Source organism: Deltaproteobacteria bacterium (assembly GCA_022340465.1).
In the GTDB taxonomy this organism is placed as follows: Bacteria; Desulfobacterota; Desulfobacteria; order Desulfobacterales; family B30-G6; genus JAJDNW01.
The window spans coordinates 18,150-37,638 of record JAJDNW010000070.1 but is presented as its reverse complement, the minus strand read 5'-3'; the positions used below and the strand labels follow the sequence as shown (position 1 = coordinate 37,638).

General features: G+C 55.7%; 15 protein-coding genes and 1 pseudogene. 10 read left to right on the top strand and 6 right to left on the bottom strand.

The genetic code is table 11. The features are described from left to right. The coding region (locus tag LJE94_11055; GenBank protein MCG6910647.1) for a hemolysin family protein at positions 1 to 1,253 on the bottom strand (1,253 nt) is incomplete at its 3' end. Between the two features lie 325 nt (positions 1,254 to 1,578). Between LJE94_11055 and LJE94_11050 the strand changes: the two genes are divergently transcribed. The 5 genes and pseudogenes from LJE94_11050 to LJE94_11030 all read left to right on the top strand — a co-directional run bounded on the left by LJE94_11050 (position 1,579) and on the right by LJE94_11030 (position 7,638). Then, positions 1,579 to 4,683 (top strand): DEAD/DEAH box helicase, encoded by a 3,105-nt coding sequence (locus tag LJE94_11050; GenBank protein MCG6910646.1) that lies wholly within the window; start codon positions 1,579 to 1,581, stop codon positions 4,681 to 4,683. Between the two features lie 192 nt (positions 4,684 to 4,875). Continuing rightward, positions 4,876 to 5,262, top strand: coding sequence for a GxxExxY protein (locus tag LJE94_11045; GenBank protein MCG6910645.1), 387 nt, complete (start codon positions 4,876 to 4,878; stop codon positions 5,260 to 5,262). A 72-nt stretch (positions 5,263 to 5,334) separates the two neighbouring features. Continuing rightward, positions 5,335 to 7,188 (top strand): GNAT family N-acetyltransferase, encoded by a 1,854-nt coding sequence (locus tag LJE94_11040; GenBank protein MCG6910644.1) that lies wholly within the window; start codon positions 5,335 to 5,337, stop codon positions 7,186 to 7,188. Further along, positions 7,178 to 7,318 (top strand): hypothetical protein, encoded by a 141-nt coding sequence (locus tag LJE94_11035; protein MCG6910643.1) that lies wholly within the window; start codon positions 7,178 to 7,180, stop codon positions 7,316 to 7,318. The genes LJE94_11040 and LJE94_11035 overlap by 11 nt, the downstream gene beginning before the upstream one ends. Positions 7,319 to 7,506: 188 nt before the next feature. Next, a pseudogene (locus tag LJE94_11030) lies at positions 7,507 to 7,638 on the top strand (type II toxin-antitoxin system HicB family antitoxin). A 6-nt stretch (positions 7,639 to 7,644) separates the two neighbouring features. Here the strand turns inward: LJE94_11030 and LJE94_11025 are convergent. The 5 genes from LJE94_11025 to LJE94_11005 all read right to left on the bottom strand — a co-directional run bounded on the left by LJE94_11025 (position 7,645) and on the right by LJE94_11005 (position 12,764). Further along, entirely contained in the window at positions 7,645 to 8,298 is a 654-nt protein-coding gene (locus tag LJE94_11025; GenBank protein ID MCG6910642.1) for a lysoplasmalogenase, read from the bottom strand. Between the two features lie 464 nt (positions 8,299 to 8,762). Further along, positions 8,763 to 9,602: an HAD family hydrolase gene (locus LJE94_11020; GenBank protein ID MCG6910641.1), complete on the bottom strand. Its 840-nt coding sequence runs from the start codon at positions 9,600 to 9,602 to the stop codon at positions 8,763 to 8,765. Next, positions 9,592 to 11,001 carry a hypothetical protein gene (locus LJE94_11015; protein ID MCG6910640.1) on the bottom strand — a complete coding sequence of 470 codons (1,410 nt, stop codon included), beginning with the start codon at positions 10,999 to 11,001 and terminating at the stop codon, positions 9,592 to 9,594. Before LJE94_11015 ends, LJE94_11020 begins: the two co-directional genes overlap by 11 nt. A gap of 224 nt (positions 11,002 to 11,225) precedes the next feature. Further along, the gene (queC, locus tag LJE94_11010) at positions 11,226 to 11,924 is read right to left on the bottom strand and encodes a 7-cyano-7-deazaguanine synthase QueC (GenBank protein MCG6910639.1); all 699 of its coding nucleotides are present in this window, start codon (positions 11,922 to 11,924) and stop codon (positions 11,226 to 11,228) included. Between the two features lie 195 nt (positions 11,925 to 12,119). Next, on the bottom strand, positions 12,120 to 12,764 hold the full coding sequence (locus tag LJE94_11005) for a radical SAM protein (protein MCG6910638.1): 645 nt from the start codon (positions 12,762 to 12,764) through the stop codon (positions 12,120 to 12,122). Positions 12,765 to 13,170: 406 nt separating this feature from the next. On the opposite strand from LJE94_11005, the gene LJE94_11000 reads away from it, so the two are divergent. The 5 genes from LJE94_11000 to LJE94_10980 all read left to right on the top strand — a co-directional run bounded on the left by LJE94_11000 (position 13,171) and on the right by LJE94_10980 (position 19,488). Further along, a complete protein-coding gene (locus tag LJE94_11000; GenBank protein MCG6910637.1) occupies positions 13,171 to 14,964 on the top strand; it encodes a hypothetical protein in 1,794 nt (597 codons plus the stop codon). A gap of 353 nt (positions 14,965 to 15,317) precedes the next feature. Continuing rightward, positions 15,318 to 15,920 (top strand): MotA/TolQ/ExbB proton channel family protein, encoded by a 603-nt coding sequence (locus tag LJE94_10995; GenBank protein ID MCG6910636.1) that lies wholly within the window; start codon positions 15,318 to 15,320, stop codon positions 15,918 to 15,920. A 170-nt stretch (positions 15,921 to 16,090) separates the two neighbouring features. Beyond that, positions 16,091 to 16,537: a biopolymer transporter ExbD gene (locus tag LJE94_10990; GenBank protein MCG6910635.1), complete on the top strand. Its 447-nt coding sequence runs from the start codon at positions 16,091 to 16,093 to the stop codon at positions 16,535 to 16,537. A gap of 189 nt (positions 16,538 to 16,726) precedes the next feature. After that, positions 16,727 to 17,446 carry a TonB family protein gene (locus LJE94_10985; GenBank protein MCG6910634.1) on the top strand — a complete coding sequence of 240 codons (720 nt, stop codon included), beginning with the start codon at positions 16,727 to 16,729 and terminating at the stop codon, positions 17,444 to 17,446. A gap of 83 nt (positions 17,447 to 17,529) precedes the next feature. Continuing rightward, complete coding sequence (locus LJE94_10980) at positions 17,530 to 19,488, top strand: tetratricopeptide repeat protein (protein MCG6910633.1); 1,959 nt, start codon at positions 17,530 to 17,532, stop codon at positions 19,486 to 19,488. Position 19,489 lies beyond the last annotated feature (1 nt).

The window sequence follows — 19,489 nt, the reverse complement described above, 5'->3', positions numbered from 1 at the left end:
GCTTCATTCGCCTCAGGGGCCGGCTCTTCCCGGGGCTCCAGCTCTTTGACGGCATAGCGAACAATCCGGTTGCCGTCTTTTTTCTTCACCGTAATCAAGTAGTTGCGCAGGCTGATCTCTTCGTTTTCGGCGGGGATTCTCCCGATGGTGTCCAGGATGTACCCCGAAAAGGTGTCATAGGTTGCCGAATCGGGGATCTCCATGCCGATCTCTGCGTTCACGTCGTCGACATCGGTTTTTCCCAGGACGATCCAGGTCTTGGGCTTCAAGCTGACGATGCAGGGCTCATCCTTGTCGGTTTCGTCCTCGATTTCTCCCACGAGTTCCTCCAGGGCATCCTCCAGGGTGATGAGGCCGGAAACACCGCCGTGTTCGTCGACCACGATGGCGATGTGGGTTTTGGTTTTTTTGAACTGATGCAGGAGCTTGTCCAGCTTTTTATTTTCCGGGACAACGTAGGGCTTTTTCATAATCTGGGCGATGTCGGTCTCTTTGTCGCCGGCGGCGATGTGTTTGAAAAGATCCTTGATGTTCAGGATGCCGACGACGTGGTCGATATCTCCCTGGATGACCGGAAAGCGGGAAAAGCCGGAGTCCACGATTTTTTCGATATCCAGCTCCTCGGCGATGTCGATGACGAACATGTCGGCCCGGGGCGTCATGATTTCGGAGGTGTTGGTGTCGTCGAATTCGAAAATGTTGTGAATCAGTTCCCGCTCTTCCTCCTTGATTTCACCCTCTTTCTCAACCACTTCCACGAAGGTCATCAGCTCCTCTTCGGTCACCGCCTGCGGTTTTTTGATGCGGCCGGTCAACCAGGGGATGAAGTTCAGGAACTTGATGACCGGAAAGAACAGCAGCGAGAGCCAGAAGATAGGGTAAATGGCGGCTTTGGCGATCAGAATGTTGTTGCGCGTGGCGATCGATTTGGGAAAAACCTCGCCGAAAACCAGGATCAGGAAGGTCATGCCGCCGGTGGCGATTCCGATGGCAAAACCGGGGAAAGAACGCATGGCCACGGAGGTGGCCAGCGCCGCCGCTGCCACGTTGACGAGGTTGTTGCCGATGAGGATCGTGGTCAAAAGGGTGTGGGGGTCCGTTTTCATGCGCAGGATCAGATGGCATGGGCCCCCGCCCTCTTTGGCCAGGTGAATCGCCTTGGTTTTGCTGATGGAAAAGAGTGCCGTCTCCGCCGAAGAGAAAAATCCGGACAAAACGACTAAGCCAAGCAGTAGGAAAATCTCGTTTGTCATGTCGGGCCGTTCCCCGGTTGGCATGGGAGGTGTCGGAACTGTCCGGAAGGGATAAAAATCGCGGTAGCTGTTTTAGACAATGGATTTGCTGCCAATAAAGAAGGTTCTTCCAATATTGCCGCTTCCTCTTGAAAAGGATATGTGGTCATGCCATAAAATGCAGCACCTGCCGATTCTGAACGATGCAGGTACAGATGATTAATGCCTATTGTACGGTTCCATCTAATGAAATATAGATATATTTTCATAAAATTCAAGTCAATATCAAAAAATATCAATTTGTTGGGTGTGGCGTCAAGCCCAAACCGGGGAACGATGGCGGAAAATGGATGAGCGTTCAGGCGTGAAAGCCTACATTCGGGCCCTGAAGGCTTCCCGACGGCTCGGTGGACAGGTGGTGTTTCACAAGGTTCTTCCGGCGGTAGCGGCCGGGTTGTCCGCGCCCCCCGCAGCCTGGCCAGCCGAACTGAGCCGGATGCTGCCGGAGCTGGGCATCGGGCAGCTGTACCGCCACCAGGCGGAAGCGATCGATCTGGCAAGGTCCGGGCGGCATGTCGTCGTGGCCACGCCGACGGCCTCGGGAAAGACGCTGGTGTACAACCTGGTGCTGCTGGAGCATTTTTTGGCCGACCCCGGCGCGCGGGCCCTCTATCTTTTTCCCCTCAAGGCGCTGGCCCAGGACCAGCTGTTGAATTTCAATAAAACCGCTTTTTTTTTAAACGGCCGCAAGCCGTCGGCGGCCATCTACGACGGTGACACGCCGGGGCATCAGCGGAAAAAGATCAGGGAACGCCCCCCCAACGTCATCATGACCAACCCCGAAATGCTCAACCTTTCCTTTCTGCCGCACCATCAGAACTGGTCGGATTTTTTTTCCGGGCTGCGGCTGGTGGTGGTGGATGAGGTCCACACCTACCGGGGGGTCATGGGCTCCCACATGGCCCAGGTGTTCAGACGTCTCCGGCGGATCTGCCGTTACTACGGGGCGGCCCCCACATTCATCTTCAATTCGGCCACGGTCGCCAACCCGGCCGACCTGGCGGAGCAGTTGACCGGCCTGCCTGTTGACACCGTTTTGAAGGGCGGTCATCCCCAGGGTGAGCGTCACACCGTATTCATCGATCCACTGGAGGGCCCGGCCCAGACGGCCATTCTGCTTTTGAAAGCGGCGCTTCACAGGGGCCTGCGAACCATTGTGTACACCCAGTCGAGGAAGTTGGCCGAACTGATCGCCATCTGGGCCGGCAGCAGTGCCGGCGAGTACGCCGACCGCATCAGCGCCTACCGGGCCGGCTTCCTCCCCGGGGAGCGGCGTGAAATCGAGGCCAAACTCAACAGCGGAGAACTTTTGGCGGTCATCTCGACCAGTGCGCTGGAACTGGGGATCGACATCGGCGATCTGGACCTCTGCCTGCTGGTGGGGTACCCGGGAACCGTCGTGGCCACCCTGCAGCGGGGGGGCAGGGTGGGGCGCAGCGGTCAGGCGTCGGGCATGATCATGATCGCCGGCGAGGATGCCCTGGATCAATATTTCATGCGTAATCCCGAAGACCTGTTCCGGCGCGAACCGGAAGCGGCGGTTATCAACCCCGACAATCCGGGTATTGTGGCGCAGCACCTGGTGTGCGCAGCCGCGGAGCTGCCGTTGAAGAAACAGGAGCCGTTAATGCAAAAGGGGCAGATTTCCGGCGTCGTGCGGCAACTGGAAAAGGAGGGGGAACTCCTCAAGAGCGCCGACGGCGACAGCTGGTTTTCGAAATACAAGTCCCCCCAGCGCCATGTCGATTTGAGGGGAACCGGCAGCCGGTATCAGATCGTCGCCAGCTCCGACGGAGAGCACCGTGGTGAAATCGACGGCCACAGGGCTTTCAAGGAAACCCACCCGGGTGCGATCTACCTTCACCGGGGATCCACTTACCTGGTGGACGACCTCGATCTGGAAACGAAGACGGCGCGTGTGTCGCCGGCGGATGTAGACTACTACACACGGGTGAGGGCGCACAAAGATACGGAGATAATGGCGGTGTGGCACGAGAGCAGGGTCTGGGACACCACCGTATCCCTGGGAAAGCTGAAGGTCACCGAACAGGTGACCGGCTATGAACGCTGGCGGATCAGATCCCACAAAAGAATCGACAGGGTGCCGCTGGATTTACCGGCACAGACGTTCGAAACCGAGGGACTGTGGTTCGAAATCCCCTCACGGGTCCAGTCGGCCGCGGAAGCGGCCTTCATGCACTTTATGGGGGGCATCCACGCCATCGAACACGCTGCCATCGGCATGTTTCCCCTGCTGGTCATGGCGGACCGCAACGATCTGGGCGGCATCTCCATCCCCCTCCATCCGCAGCTGGGCCGCCCCGCCGTTTTCGTGTACGACGGTGTTCCGGGAGGTGCCGGGTTGAGCCGCCAGGCGTTCGCACGCGCCGGGTCCCTCCTGGAGGTCACCCTTAAAGCCATCAGGGAATGCCCATGCGACAACGGCTGCCCCTCCTGCGTGCATTCGCCCAAGTGCGGTTCGGGAAATCGCCCCATCGACAAGGCTGCCGCGATTTTCATTCTCGAGCATCTGCGGCGTGGCGCCGGGCGTCGACCCCCTGCGGGCCGGCCGGCCGGAGAAACAAGCGAAGGGGTGGACGTTCAAAGCCTGACCCTTGCCGGCGCGGGCGAGCCCGCCAAAGCGGAAAAATCGCTGCCTGCAACCGCAGAACAAGCATCAGGCAGGCATTCAGAACCTTCGGAGGTCGTCGCAGCGCCTGAGCGGACAGCACCCGAAAAGAAAATGAAGGGCAGGTACGGGGGGCGTTTGCGAAAACGGCGGGATGCCAGAAAACGGAAACGTTTCAGGTCGGAGAGCGACGGCGAAGCGGCAGCCGTATTGACCGCCGAACAACCGATGCGCTACGGTGTTCTGGACCTCGAAACCCAGCTTTCCGCGGCAGAGGTCGGCGGATGGCACCGGGCCGATCGCATGAAAGTCAGTTGCGGTGTCCTGTACGATTCCCGGGAGGATCGTTACTTCGAATACATGGAAGAGCAGCTTCCGGAAATGTTCGAACATCTGCGGGTTCTGGACCTGGTGATCGGCTTCAACATCAAACGTTTCGACTACAAAGTCCTGAGCGGGTATACCGACTTCGATTTCAGGCGGCTGCCCACGCTGGATATTCTGGAGGAAGTTCACAACCACCTGGGGTATCGGCTTTCCCTCGACCATCTGTCCAGGGTCACGCTGCAGGCCGAAAAAAGTGCCGACGGGCTGCAGGCGCTCAGGTGGTGGAAGCAGCAGCGTCTGCGTGAGCTTCTGGACTACTGCCGGAAGGACGTTAAGTTGACGCTGGAGTTATACCTGTTCGGCCAGGCCAGGGGCTACCTGTTGTTCAAAAACAAGGCCGGCAATAGGGTGCGGGTGCCGGTGAATTTCGAATAACAGACACGGATTTCGCGGATTCCACGGACAATGAAGTGGTTCGGGTAACAGACACGGATTTCGCGGATTTCATGGACAATGAAGTGGTTCGGGTAACAGACACGGATTTCGCGGATTCCACGGACAATGAAGTGGTTCGGGTAACAGACACGGATTTCACGGATTGCACAGACATTAAAATGGAATTGATAAATGAAACATGCTAGCCTGACAGACCAAATCATCAAAGCTGCTTTCAAGGTTCACAATATACTCGGATTCGGATTTTTAGAAAAAGTCTACCAGAATGCCATGAGCGTCGAGCTGGAGCGATCAGGGCTGGAAGTTGCCAAAGAGTGCGCGACAGATGTCTATTACGAAGATGTATTGGTGGGCCAATATTTTGCCGACTTGATTGTTGAACATAAGGTCATATTGGAATTGAAAGCAGTTAAGACAATTACGAATATCCATGAAGTGCAATTGGTTAATTATTTGAAGGCCACAGGTATTGAGGTTGGTTTGCTGATCAATTTTGGACACTCCGTTGAGATCAAGCGCAAAGTGATGGATCGGTCTAACCCCATCATCTATCAGTGAAATCCGCGTAATCCGTGTCAAAAAATACAGAAAAACCATGTCAAAAAAAGAAAGAAAAAGGTAAATACCGGTATGAAAACGAACTGGAAGAAAAAGGTGGTAACGCCCGAAGAAGTGCTGCAGTATATCAGGCCGGGCATGAACATATTTATCGGCAGCGGCGTGGCCGAACCCCGCACGCTGGTCAAGAGCCTGATCGCATCCGGGCTTTCGGATGTCAACGATCTGGAAGTGATTCAGCTGACCAGCCACAGCGACTTCAATTCGTTGAAGGGCATGGACTACCGCAAGTATCGCCTCAAAACTTTTTTTTCGACGTGGGTGTCCACCGAAGCCATGGTTACCGGGAGCGTGGATCTCATTCCGGCCAGGATTTCACAGCTTCCCAAAATTATAAAGTCAAACCGCATCCCCATCGACATCGCCTTCATCCAGATTACGCCGCCGGATGAGGCCGGTTACTGCAGCCTGGGTGTGGCCGTGGACATTGCCAGGGAAGCCATGGAACGGGCCGACCTGGTGGTAGGTGAGATAAACCGGGAGATTCCTTTCACCTTCGGCGACACGATCGTGTCCATCTCCGACTTCAACCTGCTGGTCGAGTCCTCCGAGCCGCCGACCTATTTCAAGCGCAGGCCTGCCCGGCCTGTTATCGACCGGGTCGGTGCCAACATCGCCCAGATTATCAAGGATGGGGACTGCATCAGCCTGTTGACCGGCCCCCTGTTCGAGGCAATCGGCCGCCATCTGGCGGGTAAAAAGCACCTGGGGATCCACACCTCCTATTTTACCGATGCCTTGATGGACCTGGTGAAGAGCGGCGCCGTGACCAACTACCGCAAGCCGTTGTTCAGGGGAAAGTCGGTCGCTTCCTATGCCCTGGGCACCCCAAAACTGATGCAGTGGCTGGACCGCAACCCCGTGGTGGAATTTCAGAGTGTGGAGCAGGTGTTCGATCCCATTCAGTTGGGCCGCATCCCCAATTTCGTGGTCGTGGACGAGGCCCGCAAAGTGGACCTCCTGGGGCGAATGGCCTTTTCGCTGGGCAAAAACGACATTAGCTCAGGCCCCAGCAAGGCGGCGGATCTCTTTACCGGCGCGGATATGTCCAAGGGGGGGCGCTCGATCATCGGCCTGCCCAGCCGCAACAGCAAGGGATCCCCCAATATCGTGGTGACGTTGCGCAACCTGCGCAATCAGTTCCACATGCGGGAGTCCATCGATGCCGTGGCCACGGAATACGGTGTCGCCAATCTCAAATGGCGCACCATCAGGGAGAGGGCCCAGGCCCTGATCGACATCGCCCACCCCGACGACCGGCAGAAGCTGGTCGACGAAGCCAAAGCCAAAAACATTCTTTTCAGCGACCAGATATTTTTGGCGGACAGCGCCCGGCTGTATCCCATGGAGGTTGCAACCGAGCATGTGATGGACAACGGCCTGCAGGTCCGTTTTCGTCCCATCAAACCATCCGATGAAGAGGCCGTGCGGCGTTTCTTCTACCGATTCTCCAGAGAATCGGTGTACCGCCGCTTTTTCTTTCCCATTTCGACCATGCCGCATGACAAGGTGCAGGCCTATGTAAACATCGATTACCGGGACGAGATGTCCATCGTGGCCCTGATCAACGAACCCGGTCAGGAAATCATCATTGCCGAAGCCAGGTATGCACGGAATGCGGAAACCGGTTTCGGCGATTTAGGTTTTTTCGTGGACGAACAGTACCAGGGCATCGGCCTTGGCCAGTATCTTTATGGCATGCTGATCCGGCTTGCGGGGGAGCGCGGTCTCAAGGGGTTTACCGCCGAAGTGCTTCAGGACAACAAGGGCATGATCAAGGTGTTCGAGGATGGCGATCTTCCGGTGGAAGCGTTGCTCAAGAACGGCGTGTACTATTTGAAGATACCTTTTCAGAGTGAAGAGTGAAAAGGAGCGTGTGCGGCGCTACCACCAGCAGTTCAAGCATCATTTTCAGTCGAAAAACGAAAAAGTCCCCAAACCGATCCAGGGCCTTTCGGGGATCTACTCCCTGAAACGGCTTTCGGAATTGATCTGAAGAGACAACCTCCTCTATTACAGTGTTTTCAGCCGGTTTAAAGGGCCGGCGTGCGCCTGCACGATAAAATCCCGCCTTAATGCGTTTACCTCACTATTTTGCCGACAGTTGTTCTATCGGGCTGGACGGATATCGCGAAGCCAAAAGGCTTTTTTGAAGTGGTAAGAATAGAAGAGAGCATAAAGTACCTGTCCCATAAAAACTACAGTGGTAAGTTTATGGTCAGAATCCCGCCGGATGTTCATCGAAAGCTCGCTGTGCAGGCTGCTGAATCTGGCGTGAGCCTCAATCGCATCGCTAGTTCCAAACTTAGCCAGTAACAAAAGTTATGATAGCGCTCCTACCGAGAAGGCGATCATGAACTGCCCGGCATAGTAGAGCGGCAAGCCCAGGAACCGGTTCAGAAATTCATTCTTTAGGAACCGGTCGCGGGCGACAAACAGGTCCGAAACGTAAAAACTCAAGGCCCCGATGAAAACCAAAAGGCGCCCATTGGCGGGCAGTCCGGACTCCCCCCAGATGGACCAGGCCCCGCAGACCATGGCACTGATAACGGCAATATAGGCAATCACGGGTATTTTCATGGCCCCCAGATGGGGCTTCAGCCATCTGAAAACGCCGTAGCTCACACCGATGGTCAGCAGCGTGCCGATGACGCCGAGGATATTGAAACCCGCGACTTTGAGAAAAGCCAACACATAAAAAAGGTGCCCGACCAGAAATGACACCAGACCCAGGGTGAACATTTTTTTCTGGGGCATGGCCAGACACACATCGCCCCCCAGACAGAATATCAGGCCGATGAGCACAAATTGATAGTAGCTCATAAGGGGGTGCGGCTGAACCAGGGCCGCCAGGATGAAGAGGCCGGAAAGTGCGGTCTTGGTTGGCAGCATGCGCTTCGTGTTTTCCTGTTTTTCGAAGAAGAGAAGCAGGCCCAGTAAAAAGATTGCCGGTATCAGAATCGCGGTGTTTACCATATTTCTTTTCCTATAGTCTTTTTATACGTTTTATGCCTACGACATACCCGGGTTATCGGTTTACCCCAAGGTTGCATAAACAACATGGCAGAGAATAGATAATGTTTTGTAATAATTTTAAAATTCATAACAACATCGCAAAATTCCGGATAGAACCACCGGTGCATTCCAAGGATATTGTCTGTTTTGCCATGTTGTTTACCCTTCGGGCTTCGCTTTCAGCTACGCCCGACAAGTCGGGAAAGCCTGAGAACTTCAGATTCTACGTTGCTGAGGGTCCAAAGTAAAGAACTACGACGTCACCCTCAGACGCCTTGACTCTGAAGCCCTCAGGCTTTTGCAACGTTGGGGTTTACTTGAACCCAACGTTGGGGTTGAGTTACTTGAGTTAGCAGGCGCAACTCAACAAACCCAACAAACCCAACAAACTCAACAAACTCAGCCCGACTCCGGGCTCATCGCCGTCAGAGATAGTCCATCAGCTGCTCAAGCTCCGTGATTACCATATCCGGCTTTAGCCCCCTGCATCTGGCATCATCTTCCCGCAGCCTCAGAGAGCGCCGGTCGCCTGCAAAGAGGGCGGTTTTGAAACCGGCCCTTGCGGCAGGCAGGATGTCGTTGAGCATGTCGTTGCCCACATACAGGGTCTTTTCCGGATCGATGGCGCGCCTGTTCAGCCGTCTTTTGGCAACACGGAACAGATAATCGGAGGGTTTAGCACATTCCAGCTCGAAGGAAAAGATCGTGAGGTCTCGAGAGAACCCGAGATCTTCGAGGGAGGCGTCGAAAAATTTCCTAAAAAGCAAAGGGGTATAGAATTGTGCATTGGAAATGATTCCCATGGGAAGGCTTGCGCGCCCCTTTTCCATCAGCCGGGTCAGCCCGGGCATGGGGAACACCGGGTTGCAGAGCAGCTCGAATGCCAGGGCAAACCGGCGGCAGACAGTAATGTCCTCGAATCCCAGCACGCTTGCCCAAATCCGATCGATCCTCACCTCGGGGTGGTCCACCCCCCTTGCCCTCAGCTTCCGGTGGCGGGCCTCTATGGCCGCATGAAAATCGTTCAGCACACTTGCGGGGGCACGGTCGACGCCGAAATCCAGCAGCATCCGCTGCAAACGCTCGTCGCCGGCGTCTGCCTGTGTGGATGTGCCCACATCGCCCGAGCCGCTGATAAGGAGGGTGCCGTAGATATCGAACAAAACGCTCTGCAGGGGGACGGCGAGGCCCCCCCGGGGGGCGAGGCCGGTCGGCAGCGGTTCCAGCGGCGGAATGTGCACGCGGGCAAGGTACTCATTCAACATAGGGCCCCCACTTCAACAGGCTGAAGCGTTCGGGTTTGAAAAAAGAAGCGGCGAGACGTGACTTGTCGATGTGCTGTTTTACGTCACGGCGGGCCACCTTCTGATAAACATCGAGCAGATTTTCCCGGCAGCTGTCCATGGTAAACCCGGTGGAAACGATGCGGCGGTTGTGCCTTATTATGTTTTCTGTATCGGCGGACAGCACCGGTTCTTCCAGCAAGGGGTTGATTTCCGCCAGGTGTTTCCTCTTTGCCGGATCCTTGATGAGTCGTCTTATGAACGCTTTTTGGTGAGATTCGTTCAGCAGCCCAAAATCCAGGCGGCCTGCAGCCTGCATGCTTTCGACGATATGGGCTATGGTTTCGGGGTCCAGGGGCAGGCCGAAATGCCTGCTGTTTTTCAGAAGACAGGACCCCCACTGCGAAAAAAAACGCCGGTGGTCGATCCATTCCAGGGGGACCGGCAGGTCGTTGTATAGGTGTTCCAGTTGGAGGCCGCAGGCGGCAAAGTCCCGGGTGATGTCGGCCAGGTTTCTCCCCCGGACAAGTTTTCCGGCCGTCCAGGCCTCCAGAAAGGCATATCCGAACCCTTCGGTGATGCTGGTGGTGATAAGATAGGGCGTCCCGTCCACCAGATCTTCGAAGCGGTGGGTCACGCCTTTGTCGAAATGGACCTCGAGGTGGTTTTCCCGGGCGAAACGCTTCCATCCGTTGTAGGCCGCCAGGTCTGCGGGGCTGTTGGGGGGCAATGTGATGGACAGCGCATGCCCCTTCTGGAAATAAAGGGACAGCAATAGGGACTCCCCGATGTTTTTTCGCCTGATGGCTCTGACGGGATAGAGGATGTCGTTGCCTGCCGGTGTGGAACGTCGGGAAGCACCCAAGGCTTTGACCGGGTTGTGCAGCGTGTGGAGGCCTTCGGGTTTCAGGCCGGCGGCCAGCAGCAACCGGTAGTCCCGGGAGTTGATCACCCCGTAGTGGCAGTCATCGGGGTAGTCCCCCGGGAAATATGCGCCGGGTCGACCGTCCTCGGCAAAGTCGTGAATATGGAGGAACAGTTTTATTCCGCGCTCCTGGAGCGCCTCGAGAATATCCAGGAAGGCGTTGTTTTTTGCTATGGTCGGGTTGTGAACGTGCAGCAGGTCGCATCCGCCTTCCCACTCTCCGAGAATGGCCTGGTGGATCTCGGCGGCGATTTTGTGGGGGTCGCGGGGAGGCTGTGCCGGTGCGTCATAGGCCAGCCCGGCTATGTGGCGAACCGGCACCGGGAAGGGGCTTTGCGGCGGTTCGCCGCTGAGGACCAGCAGCCGGCAATCCTCTTTGAGGGCTTCCACCTGGTGGCGGATAACGGTGGTGACGCCGCCCGCTTTCAGATGGTAGTGCAGGAGGGCGATTTTCATGTAGCCGTCGGTTCCTGGTTTTTAGTGGAATGTTTTTTTGACACGGATTTCGCAGATTTCACGGTTTTCATTTTGATTCTTTTAGACACGGATTTCGCAGATTTCACGGATTTCATGTGGTTTTTATAGACACGGATTTCACGGATTTCATTTACCAATTCTTTAAAATTCCGTGCAATCCGTGTCTAAGACCAGCTTTCAAACGGTGTGGTCTATCCGCCTGGTTACAGATACCGGGTCGGATCTTCGACGCCGGCTTCCTCGAACCCTTTTTTTCTGAGAAGGCAGCTGTCACAGGCGCCGCAGGCCCTGCCCGAGGCGTCCGGATCGTAACAGGAGTGGGTCAGACTGTAGTCGACATTCAACTGCACCCCTCTCTGGATGATCATTGCCTTGCTCATATGAACCAGGGGGGCGTGAATCCTGAACCGGGATTTGCCTTCCACGCCCGCCCGGGTCGCCAGGTTGGCCATGGCCTCGAAGGCCTCTAGGTATTCCGGGCGGCAGTCCGGATAGCCGCTGTAATCCACGGCATTGACACCGACGAAGATGTCTTCCGAATCCAGCACTTCCGCCCATGCAAGCGCATAAGACAGGAAAATCGTGTTGCGGGCCGGTACGTAGGTAACGGGGATATCGGCATTGTTTTCATTCTCGACGATCCGGTTCTTGGGTACGGCAATATCGCCGGTAAGGGCCGATCCGCCGATACCGGTGAGATCCGCCCTGACCACCAGGTGTTTTTCGACGCCCATTTCCCGGGCGACCCGTGCCGCAGCGGACAACTCGAAGGCGTGCCGCTGTCCGTAATCAAAGCTCAGGGCGTAGAGGGTGAATCCCTGCTCCCTGGCGATAGCCATGACCGTTGTGGAATCCAGTCCGCCGCTCGACAGGATCACGGCGGGTTTCATAACATTCGTCATCTTATTGATATGTTCCTTATTTAACTCGATTAAGGTTTCAGGTTGTTGACATTATAGGGCTTCTTGGTGCGTCATTTGTTGTTGCTTTTGGCGCGGGGCTGTTAGCAACGATGACTATCGCGCGGCAGCGCAAGTTACGGCCGAAGGCCTAGTGACAGCGAAGCGAATTACCACTCCAAAAACGCGCGTCAGCGCTTACACCCCCCGTTCCACGCCCGGCCAAATATATTTGTGCAGCTGAAGCTGAAGCCTTGCCGTCAGGCGGTCTTCGATCATCCAGCGGGCCAGTTCGCTGACGGGCAGTTTGTCGTGAACCGGCGACAGCAACAGATTGCCCCGCGGAACATGTTGCGGAACACCTTGCATGACGTTTTTCGCGTAGCGATAGTCCTCACGGGAGGTGATGACAAACTTGACCTGGTCGGACGGCGACAACCGGTTGAGATTGGCCATGTCACACCGGTGGGCCTCACCGCTGCCGGGGCACTTGATATCCAGGATTTTGATGCAGGCCGGATCGAGGCAGGCGATGTCGTAGCTTCCGTTGGTTTCCACCAGCACCCGGTAACCGTTTTCGAGCAGAACGCCGGCAAGTGCAGGGGTTTCCTGTTGAAGCAGGGGCTCGCCGCCGGTAATCTCGATGAGGCTGCAGCCGAAGCCCTTTGCCAAGGCGATTATTTCCGGTATTTCCATGGACCGGCCCCCATCGTAGGCATAGCGTGTGTCGCAGTAGGTGCAGCGCAGGTTGCACCCGGCAAGGCGGACGAATACGCATGGGCGGCCGGCGAAGGTCGATTCTCCCTGTATGCTGTGAAAGATTTCATTGATAATCAAGGCCATCGATCATATATACCACTTTTGCCGGCAATTTTAAACATATTGACACACGCGGTGCCTGTTCAGTAATGAGCGTCATGCTCTCGCAGAGGCTGCGACCTAAGTTGAGCGTTTCAAATTTTAAGAGTGATAAAAGTAAGAATAATTTCAAAGGATTCTATCTATTTGAATTCTTAAAATTTGAAATCCTCCGGGATTTCCGGGTTCACCGCACCTGCGGTGTCAAATGTCATCACGCATAGACCACTATAGCGAAAAGACATTTTCCTTGCATCTGCGGCAAACCCGAAAATCGCTCAACTTAGGTATGGGATAGTGGAAATTATCTATAACTAATTGAATAACATAGAAATATAAACTCGGCTTAATGGGCGTTCGTTTGAATTCTGTTAAGCCGGAGACGTGACCCATGAAAGCGAGACGGGAAAATCCAACGACGCCCAGGCGTTGGGTGGTCGATAGATGGCTGCCTGCTGCCATAATGGCGCTGCTGCTAATGGTCGTGACCGTCGGTTATGCCGAAGCCGAAGGACCCGCCGGCCCCAACGAGGGGAACATGTCGGGCGGCACGGAAAACCAGCGGGCGTATTTCGATGACAAGGGCAGGCTGAAACGGATGAACATCGACACGAACCGGGATGGTATCGAGGATCTGTTTCAGATATACGAAAAAGGCGCTCTCGTGTGTATCGAAAGGGACACGGATTTCGACGGCATCATTGACACCAGAGATCGTTTCAAAAAGGGCGACAGGGTGTCGGAGGAAAGGCTTGGGGCCCGGGGAAATATTACCGAGAGAGTGGATTTCGATACCGGGGGCGAAATCGCCGCGGTCAGAAGGGACACAAACGGTGACGGCCGCATGGATACCGTTTCTTTTTACACCGCGGGGCAGTTGACGTCTTCCACCCGGGACACCGATGCCGACGGACAGGTCGATACATGGGACACCTATGTGAAAGGCACGCTTAGCGAAAGACGCCTGGACGAGGATGGCGACGGCCGCCAGGATGCGGCCATTGTTTACGGTTCGGACGGCCTCCCGCTCGAAAGCCGCCACGATACCGACCATGACGGGGAGATGGACCTGTTCCGCACCTACCGGAACGGCCGGGTGGCGGAGCAGAGGAGCGAGCCGAGCAGCGCTGGAAAACCGGTGTCGAAAACCATTTTCAAGGATGGACGGGCGGTCGAAAAACAGGAGGATGTAAACGGTGACGGCATCTTTGACCGCAAGACGACCTATCGGGCCGGCAAACCGGCATCGTTGGAAGAAGATCTCGATTTCGACGGGATAAAGGAAACGGTGACCGAGTTCGACAATCAGGGACAAGTGTCCAGGCAGGAGACCCTGAACGCCGGTGACGGCAAAATAGAAAAGATCAGCGTTTTCGAAAACGGCGTTCCGACACGGGTCGAAGTGGATGGCGATGGCGACGGATTCCGCGAGACTGTCTGGCTGTACCGGGATGGTGTCGCTTACGTAAAATCGGAGGACGTCAACCGGGACGGGCAGGCCGATGTGCGCATTTTTTTCAACGACCGGGGAGAGCCGGTCCGCTCGGAGCACGACACGACATTGGACGGCCGCCCGGATACATGGCAATTGTATTCCGCGGGTGAACTCGCCGCGGTGCAAAAAGACCTGAACGGGGACGGCAAGGTGGATATGCGGGTGGACTATCGCGACGGTCGCCGTGAAAAACTGGTCAAGGACGGTGACTTTGACGGCTTTTTCGAAAAGACCGAGTGGTTCAACCGGGATGCGTGGCAGGTGGTTCTCGAAATCGACAGCGATGAGGACGGGCAGGTCGACCGGCGTTATTTCTATCAAGACGATGTCGTCAGAGTCAAAGAAACCGACGAAATACGGAAGGGGGGTGTCTTTCTGCGGGAGTATTACGATGCCGGGGGAACCCTCGTCAAGAGCGAGGAGTTGCAAGACCCCCTTGGCACGGCGAGCATCGTGTGGTTTTTCGCACCGGACGGCAGACCGGTCAGGGCGGAAAGGGACAGGAACGGTGACGGCCGGCCGGACATCTGGTACACCTATGAAAACGGTTTGCTGAGTGCGGTCAAGGAGGATGCCAACAATGACGGACGGGTGGATGTCTGGGAAGACTACGGCGCCGATCAGCAGGTCGTCAAGAGGGAAAAAGACCTGGATTTCGACGGAAACCCAGATGTTGAAGAGGTTTTTTGAACCGAGATAGCGCGCGCATTCCCTGCAGCTTGCTGCAGGGTAAGCGAGCGAATCACAATTGATAGAATTCCTTACGGTGAAGATTCCCCTTACGCTTGCTGTGGGGAGTGTTCAATTTGAATTCCCCGCTGCTTGTCAAAACGGTGCAAAGATCCCGTATCGGGGGTAGCTCTGGAGAAATTAAAACCTAAGTTGAGCGTTACAAATTTTAAAAATGATAAAAATAAAAATAACTTCAATGCATCTGCGGCAAACCCGAAAATCGCTCAACTTAGGTAAAATTATTATAGAGAAGCGACGCAGTCGCGTTTCATAAAATTTTGGGACAAAATTTTATTGAAGGAGGAAAAAATATGCTCGATCTTCTGGTTAAAGGCGGCGTGCTGGTTATACCGATTCTGCTGTGCTCCATTTTTGGGCTGGCTATCTTCCTGGAACGATTGATTCGTTTCGCAAGCCTGAGGAAGCGGGGGGCGGGACTGGCGCAAAAAGTGGCCGGCTTGATCAAAGAGGGCGACGACAGCGGTGCTTACCAGATGGCGTTGCAGAGCAAATCCCCCATGGGATACATCCTGGCGCAGGCGATGGAGGTCAAGGACAAGGAGCGCGAAACCCTCGAAACCGTCATCGTGCATGCCACCGATGAACAGGTTCGAAAGCTTTCCAGTTATCTGCAGGCCCTGGCGACCATTGGCAATATAGCGCCTCTTTTGGGACTCCTCGGCACGGTGATAGGGATGATCAAGGCATTCATGGTGATTCAGGAAATGGGCGGCAGGGTCAATGCGGCCGTCCTGGCCGGCGGGATATGGGAGGCCATGTTGACGACCGCCCTGGGGCTGTCAGTGGCCCTGCCCATCATTTTGGCGCACTCCTATCTGGTTTCCCGCGTCAACAATTATGAAGCCAGGCTGCAGGACGGGGCCGTAACATTTGTGAAGGCGGTCATTCCCTGAGGTTTGGTTCTCTGGGCCGGTAATAACGATAGTAAATTTTCAAGCACGAAAACCCGGCGGTCCGACATCAACCTGGATATTGGTTGTTCGTTTTTTTCTTTTTAAATAACCAATAATCAATATCCAATGTCCGATAATCACGTGTCCAACACCCTTTCAGGGTGAGACCAGTGCCGGGGCGAATCCGGGGATCTACGGAGATTGAAACCATGCTCTTTCCCAAGAAGGAACGTCATTTTTATCAGCTGCAGGCGCCGCTCACCTCTTTGATCGATATTGTATTTCTGCTGCTGATCTATTTTCTGCTGACCACCAATTTCATTGTGGACGAGGGCATCAAGGTCAAGCTGCCCAATGCCCGTGCGGCATCTTCACAAACCGAGAAGGAGATCACCATCGTTGTCGACAGAAACGGCAGGCCTTTTCTGGACAACCGGGAGATACCGTTGAACGAGCTTTTCAGCGAATTGAAAGGCCGGCTGGAGAACCGGGAGGACAGCCTGGTCGTTATCAAGGCCGACAGGTCGGTGGTGCTGAACAAGGCGGTGCAGGTCATGGATGTGGCCAAAGCCGCCGGTGCCGGCAGACTGGCCCTGGCGACGGAAAAACCGTTTTAGTCCCTTATGTCTTGAACCGAGATAGCGCGCGCATTCCCTGCAGCTTGCTGCAGGGTAAGCGAGCGAATCATAATTGATAGAATTCCTTACGGTGAAGATTCCCCTTAAACTTGCTGCGGGGAGTGTTCAATGATGGCATTTGGATAAATAGACCCCAAAGCGATCTATTGTTTTTTTGATCTGATGGATATGACTGACGCAGACAGCAGACCCAACTGGCTTTTCCTTGGCCTGATCGTCTTTTCTCTGCTGGTGCACGTTGTGGTGTTCATGCGCATCGCCGACATGTACCGGCCGCGCACGCTGTCCTATATCGAGCTGACCATGCGCAGCACTGTAAAGCCGGTCGCAAGGGAGATTCCCGAACCCCATACCAGTGAAGAAGGCATGCCCGGCCTGGATGACATCCGCACGCAGCACATAATGCCGCAAGGCCCCCCCCGGCTGCAGCCGCTCCCGGATGTTCCCTCTGTTGCGGATTACCCGGACGCGGCACCGGGGGCGGCCGAGACCCCTCCCGCGCCTTCGATATCGGATGTCAAGGTTACCGAATGGCAGCCGTCTGGAGGGGCGGCCGAGGCGCCGGCACCGCAGGTACCGCAGGCATCGCGACAGCCGGTGATCACTAAAGACCAATACCAGAGCGTTATCAGGAAGCGCATCGTCGATCACATTGGAGACAGCTATCGATCCTCCCGGGCGAAGCGGAAAAATCAGCAGGGCAGGGTGGATATATCCATTGAAATAGATGCGCAAGGGAGGATCGTCGATTTGAAAATCGTGCAAAGTTCCGGACATCGCACCCTCGACCGCTTCGTCATCAGGGAAGTAAGGGCGGTCGCGCCTTTTGCCAAGCCGCCGGACGGTCCTATAACGGTCTATGTTCCATTCCTTTTTCAATTGAAGTAGCGGCGATTCTGTATAATGAATACGATCCGGAACCAGGCGTATGACCATACTGCCGTAATACAACCCAGCAATGAGGTGATGTGATGAAGAAACGGTCGGGCCGCTGGCATGCATTGAAAACTTTTTCGGCCATATTGTTTGTCATCGGTATTCTGCTGCCGGTGGGAGCGGCGTTGGGCGCTGAAACATCGATGCCCCTTTTAATGAAGATCTCCAGATTGGAAACGGTGCTGGACCTGATCGACACCATGGGGTCGTCGGACAGCGGGCAGGCACCGACCGCGCAGATCAGAGGAATGCTGCAGGGGGTGGATTGGATCGACGCTGAGCGGGCCATCGTCCTGGCGCTGGATCAGGTCGGAGACAGGACCTTGTCAGCCTTGCTGATTCCATATCGCCGTGTCAACCCGAATTTCAGGGAGGCTTACAACGCGCTGGGACGGGATGGCTACTACATTGTGTCCCTGCCACCGGGCAGCGGTGTAACCATTCCGGAAAGCATGGAGACGAAAATGGCGGTTGCCTCACGCCGGCCGTCTGTTGCCGCTATTTCCATAACCATAGCGTTGCGCCGGTTTCTGGAGAACAACAGGGAGCGGATTGACGGGATGATGCGTTCCGCCGGGCAGATGGAGTCCGCGCAGCAGGAAGGTGCACCGGCGATCAGCCCGGAAGAGCTCAGGCAGATGGTGAAAGGCGTGCTGGAGACAGCCGATCAGATCGATAGGGTCGACGTCAAGCTGGATCTGAACGAGCAGCAGTTTAAAACGGTTGTGGAGACGGTGCCTGTAGGCGGCAGCGACCTGTCGTCCGTTTTGGCAAGCGGCGGTACGACAACACGTCTGAACGCCTACCGGCCGGTCCACGACATCACCTTCCGCTCCTGCAGTTACCGGGTGGATTCGCTGCTGGATATGCTCGATACGGTGCTGGGACCTGTCTACAGTAAACTGGGCATCGATTTTTCGGAACTGATTTCGATAGGCAGGAATTTTACCGGGGAGACGGTCGGGGGCATGTCTTACGGCGACGGCGCCAATGTGATCTTTGAATCGATAGTGGTCCTCAAGGATGAAGTGGATTCGGAAAATTTCCTGGATGGTGTCTACCTGCCCTGGATCGAAGCTTACGGCAAGAGCATCGGCAGGATGATGGAAAAGAGCACCGGCACCAGAATCGTTTCGGTGATGACCCGTACAGCGGACAGTCGGGTCGAAGGGCAGCGGGTTGTCGGCATGCGCATTAACGTCCCCTTGGCGCCAATGTCTTTTGACAGCAGCCGCAGGGACAGCTTGATGACCTACAGCATGCGCACCACCGTCACCGGTCATCTGATGCTGGTGGCATCGGATGACGATCGCCTGGGAGCAATGATCCGCATGGTGGATTCTTTGAAAAAGACGACATTCAGCGGTCCCCTGATGCGATTCGAGGTGGATATGGGGAGGTACCTGGCATCACTGGCGCGTCTGATACCGGGACACGGCATCGATCCCCGGTCGATCCCCGATTTCGGCAGTCTGACATGCAGCCTCTCGACCGGCGGGGGACGGATTATTTCCAGTGCCGCCATGGACACGGACGATATCCGCCTGATGATTGCCTATCTGAGGGAAATAAAGGGTAAAACCGATGCCCGGACCAACCAGCCGCCGCCCCTGGCCGCCAAACCGACAAAGACGCCGGAACCGGTCATCATCAAAGATGCCGCGTACTGGATTGACCGTGGAGAGCTGGCAGCGACATACGGCGCCTATGAATCCGCTGTCAGGTGTTATGAAAAGGCGCTCGCCGCGGGAGCCGAAGAGGGTCGGACCCATTTCAACCTGGGCATTGCCTACGGCGAACTGGGCAATTATCCCATGGCTTTGGATCAGATGGAGAAGGCCATCGGCATCGATCCGGGCAACGCTGCTTATTACTACGGACGGGGAAGGGTTTACCTGTTGTCCGGAGACAAGGGTGCCGCCATACGGGATTTTGAACATGCCTCCGCCCTGGGGAACGCGGACGCCCGGCGCTATTTGGACGGGATGCGATAGC

Bases quoted from the DNA above. Each gene is read 5' to 3' on its own strand.
- LJE94_11015 (MCG6910640.1), bottom strand. From the start codon at position 11,001: ATGAAAATCGCCCTCCTGCACTACCATCTGAAAGCGGGCGGCGTCACC.
- LJE94_10985 (MCG6910634.1), top strand. From the start codon at position 16,727: ATGACTGACGCAGACAGCAGACCCAACTGGCTTTTCCTTGGCCTGATC.
- queC (MCG6910639.1), bottom strand. From the start codon at position 11,924: ATGACGAATGTTATGAAACCCGCCGTGATCCTGTCGAGCGGCGGACTG.
- LJE94_11005 (MCG6910638.1), bottom strand. From the start codon at position 12,764: ATGGCCTTGATTATCAATGAAATCTTTCACAGCATACAGGGAGAATCG.
- LJE94_10995 (MCG6910636.1), top strand. From the start codon at position 15,318: ATGCTCGATCTTCTGGTTAAAGGCGGCGTGCTGGTTATACCGATTCTG.
- LJE94_11040 (MCG6910644.1), top strand. From the start codon at position 5,335: ATGAAAACGAACTGGAAGAAAAAGGTGGTAACGCCCGAAGAAGTGCTG.
- LJE94_11050 (MCG6910646.1), top strand. From the start codon at position 1,579: ATGGATGAGCGTTCAGGCGTGAAAGCCTACATTCGGGCCCTGAAGGCT.
- LJE94_10980 (MCG6910633.1), top strand. From the start codon at position 17,530: ATGAAGAAACGGTCGGGCCGCTGGCATGCATTGAAAACTTTTTCGGCC.
- LJE94_11025 (MCG6910642.1), bottom strand. From the start codon at position 8,298: ATGGTAAACACCGCGATTCTGATACCGGCAATCTTTTTACTGGGCCTG.
- LJE94_11000 (MCG6910637.1), top strand. From the start codon at position 13,171: ATGAAAGCGAGACGGGAAAATCCAACGACGCCCAGGCGTTGGGTGGTC.
- LJE94_11020 (MCG6910641.1), bottom strand. From the start codon at position 9,602: ATGTTGAATGAGTACCTTGCCCGCGTGCACATTCCGCCGCTGGAACCG.
- LJE94_11045 (MCG6910645.1), top strand. From the start codon at position 4,876: ATGAAACATGCTAGCCTGACAGACCAAATCATCAAAGCTGCTTTCAAG.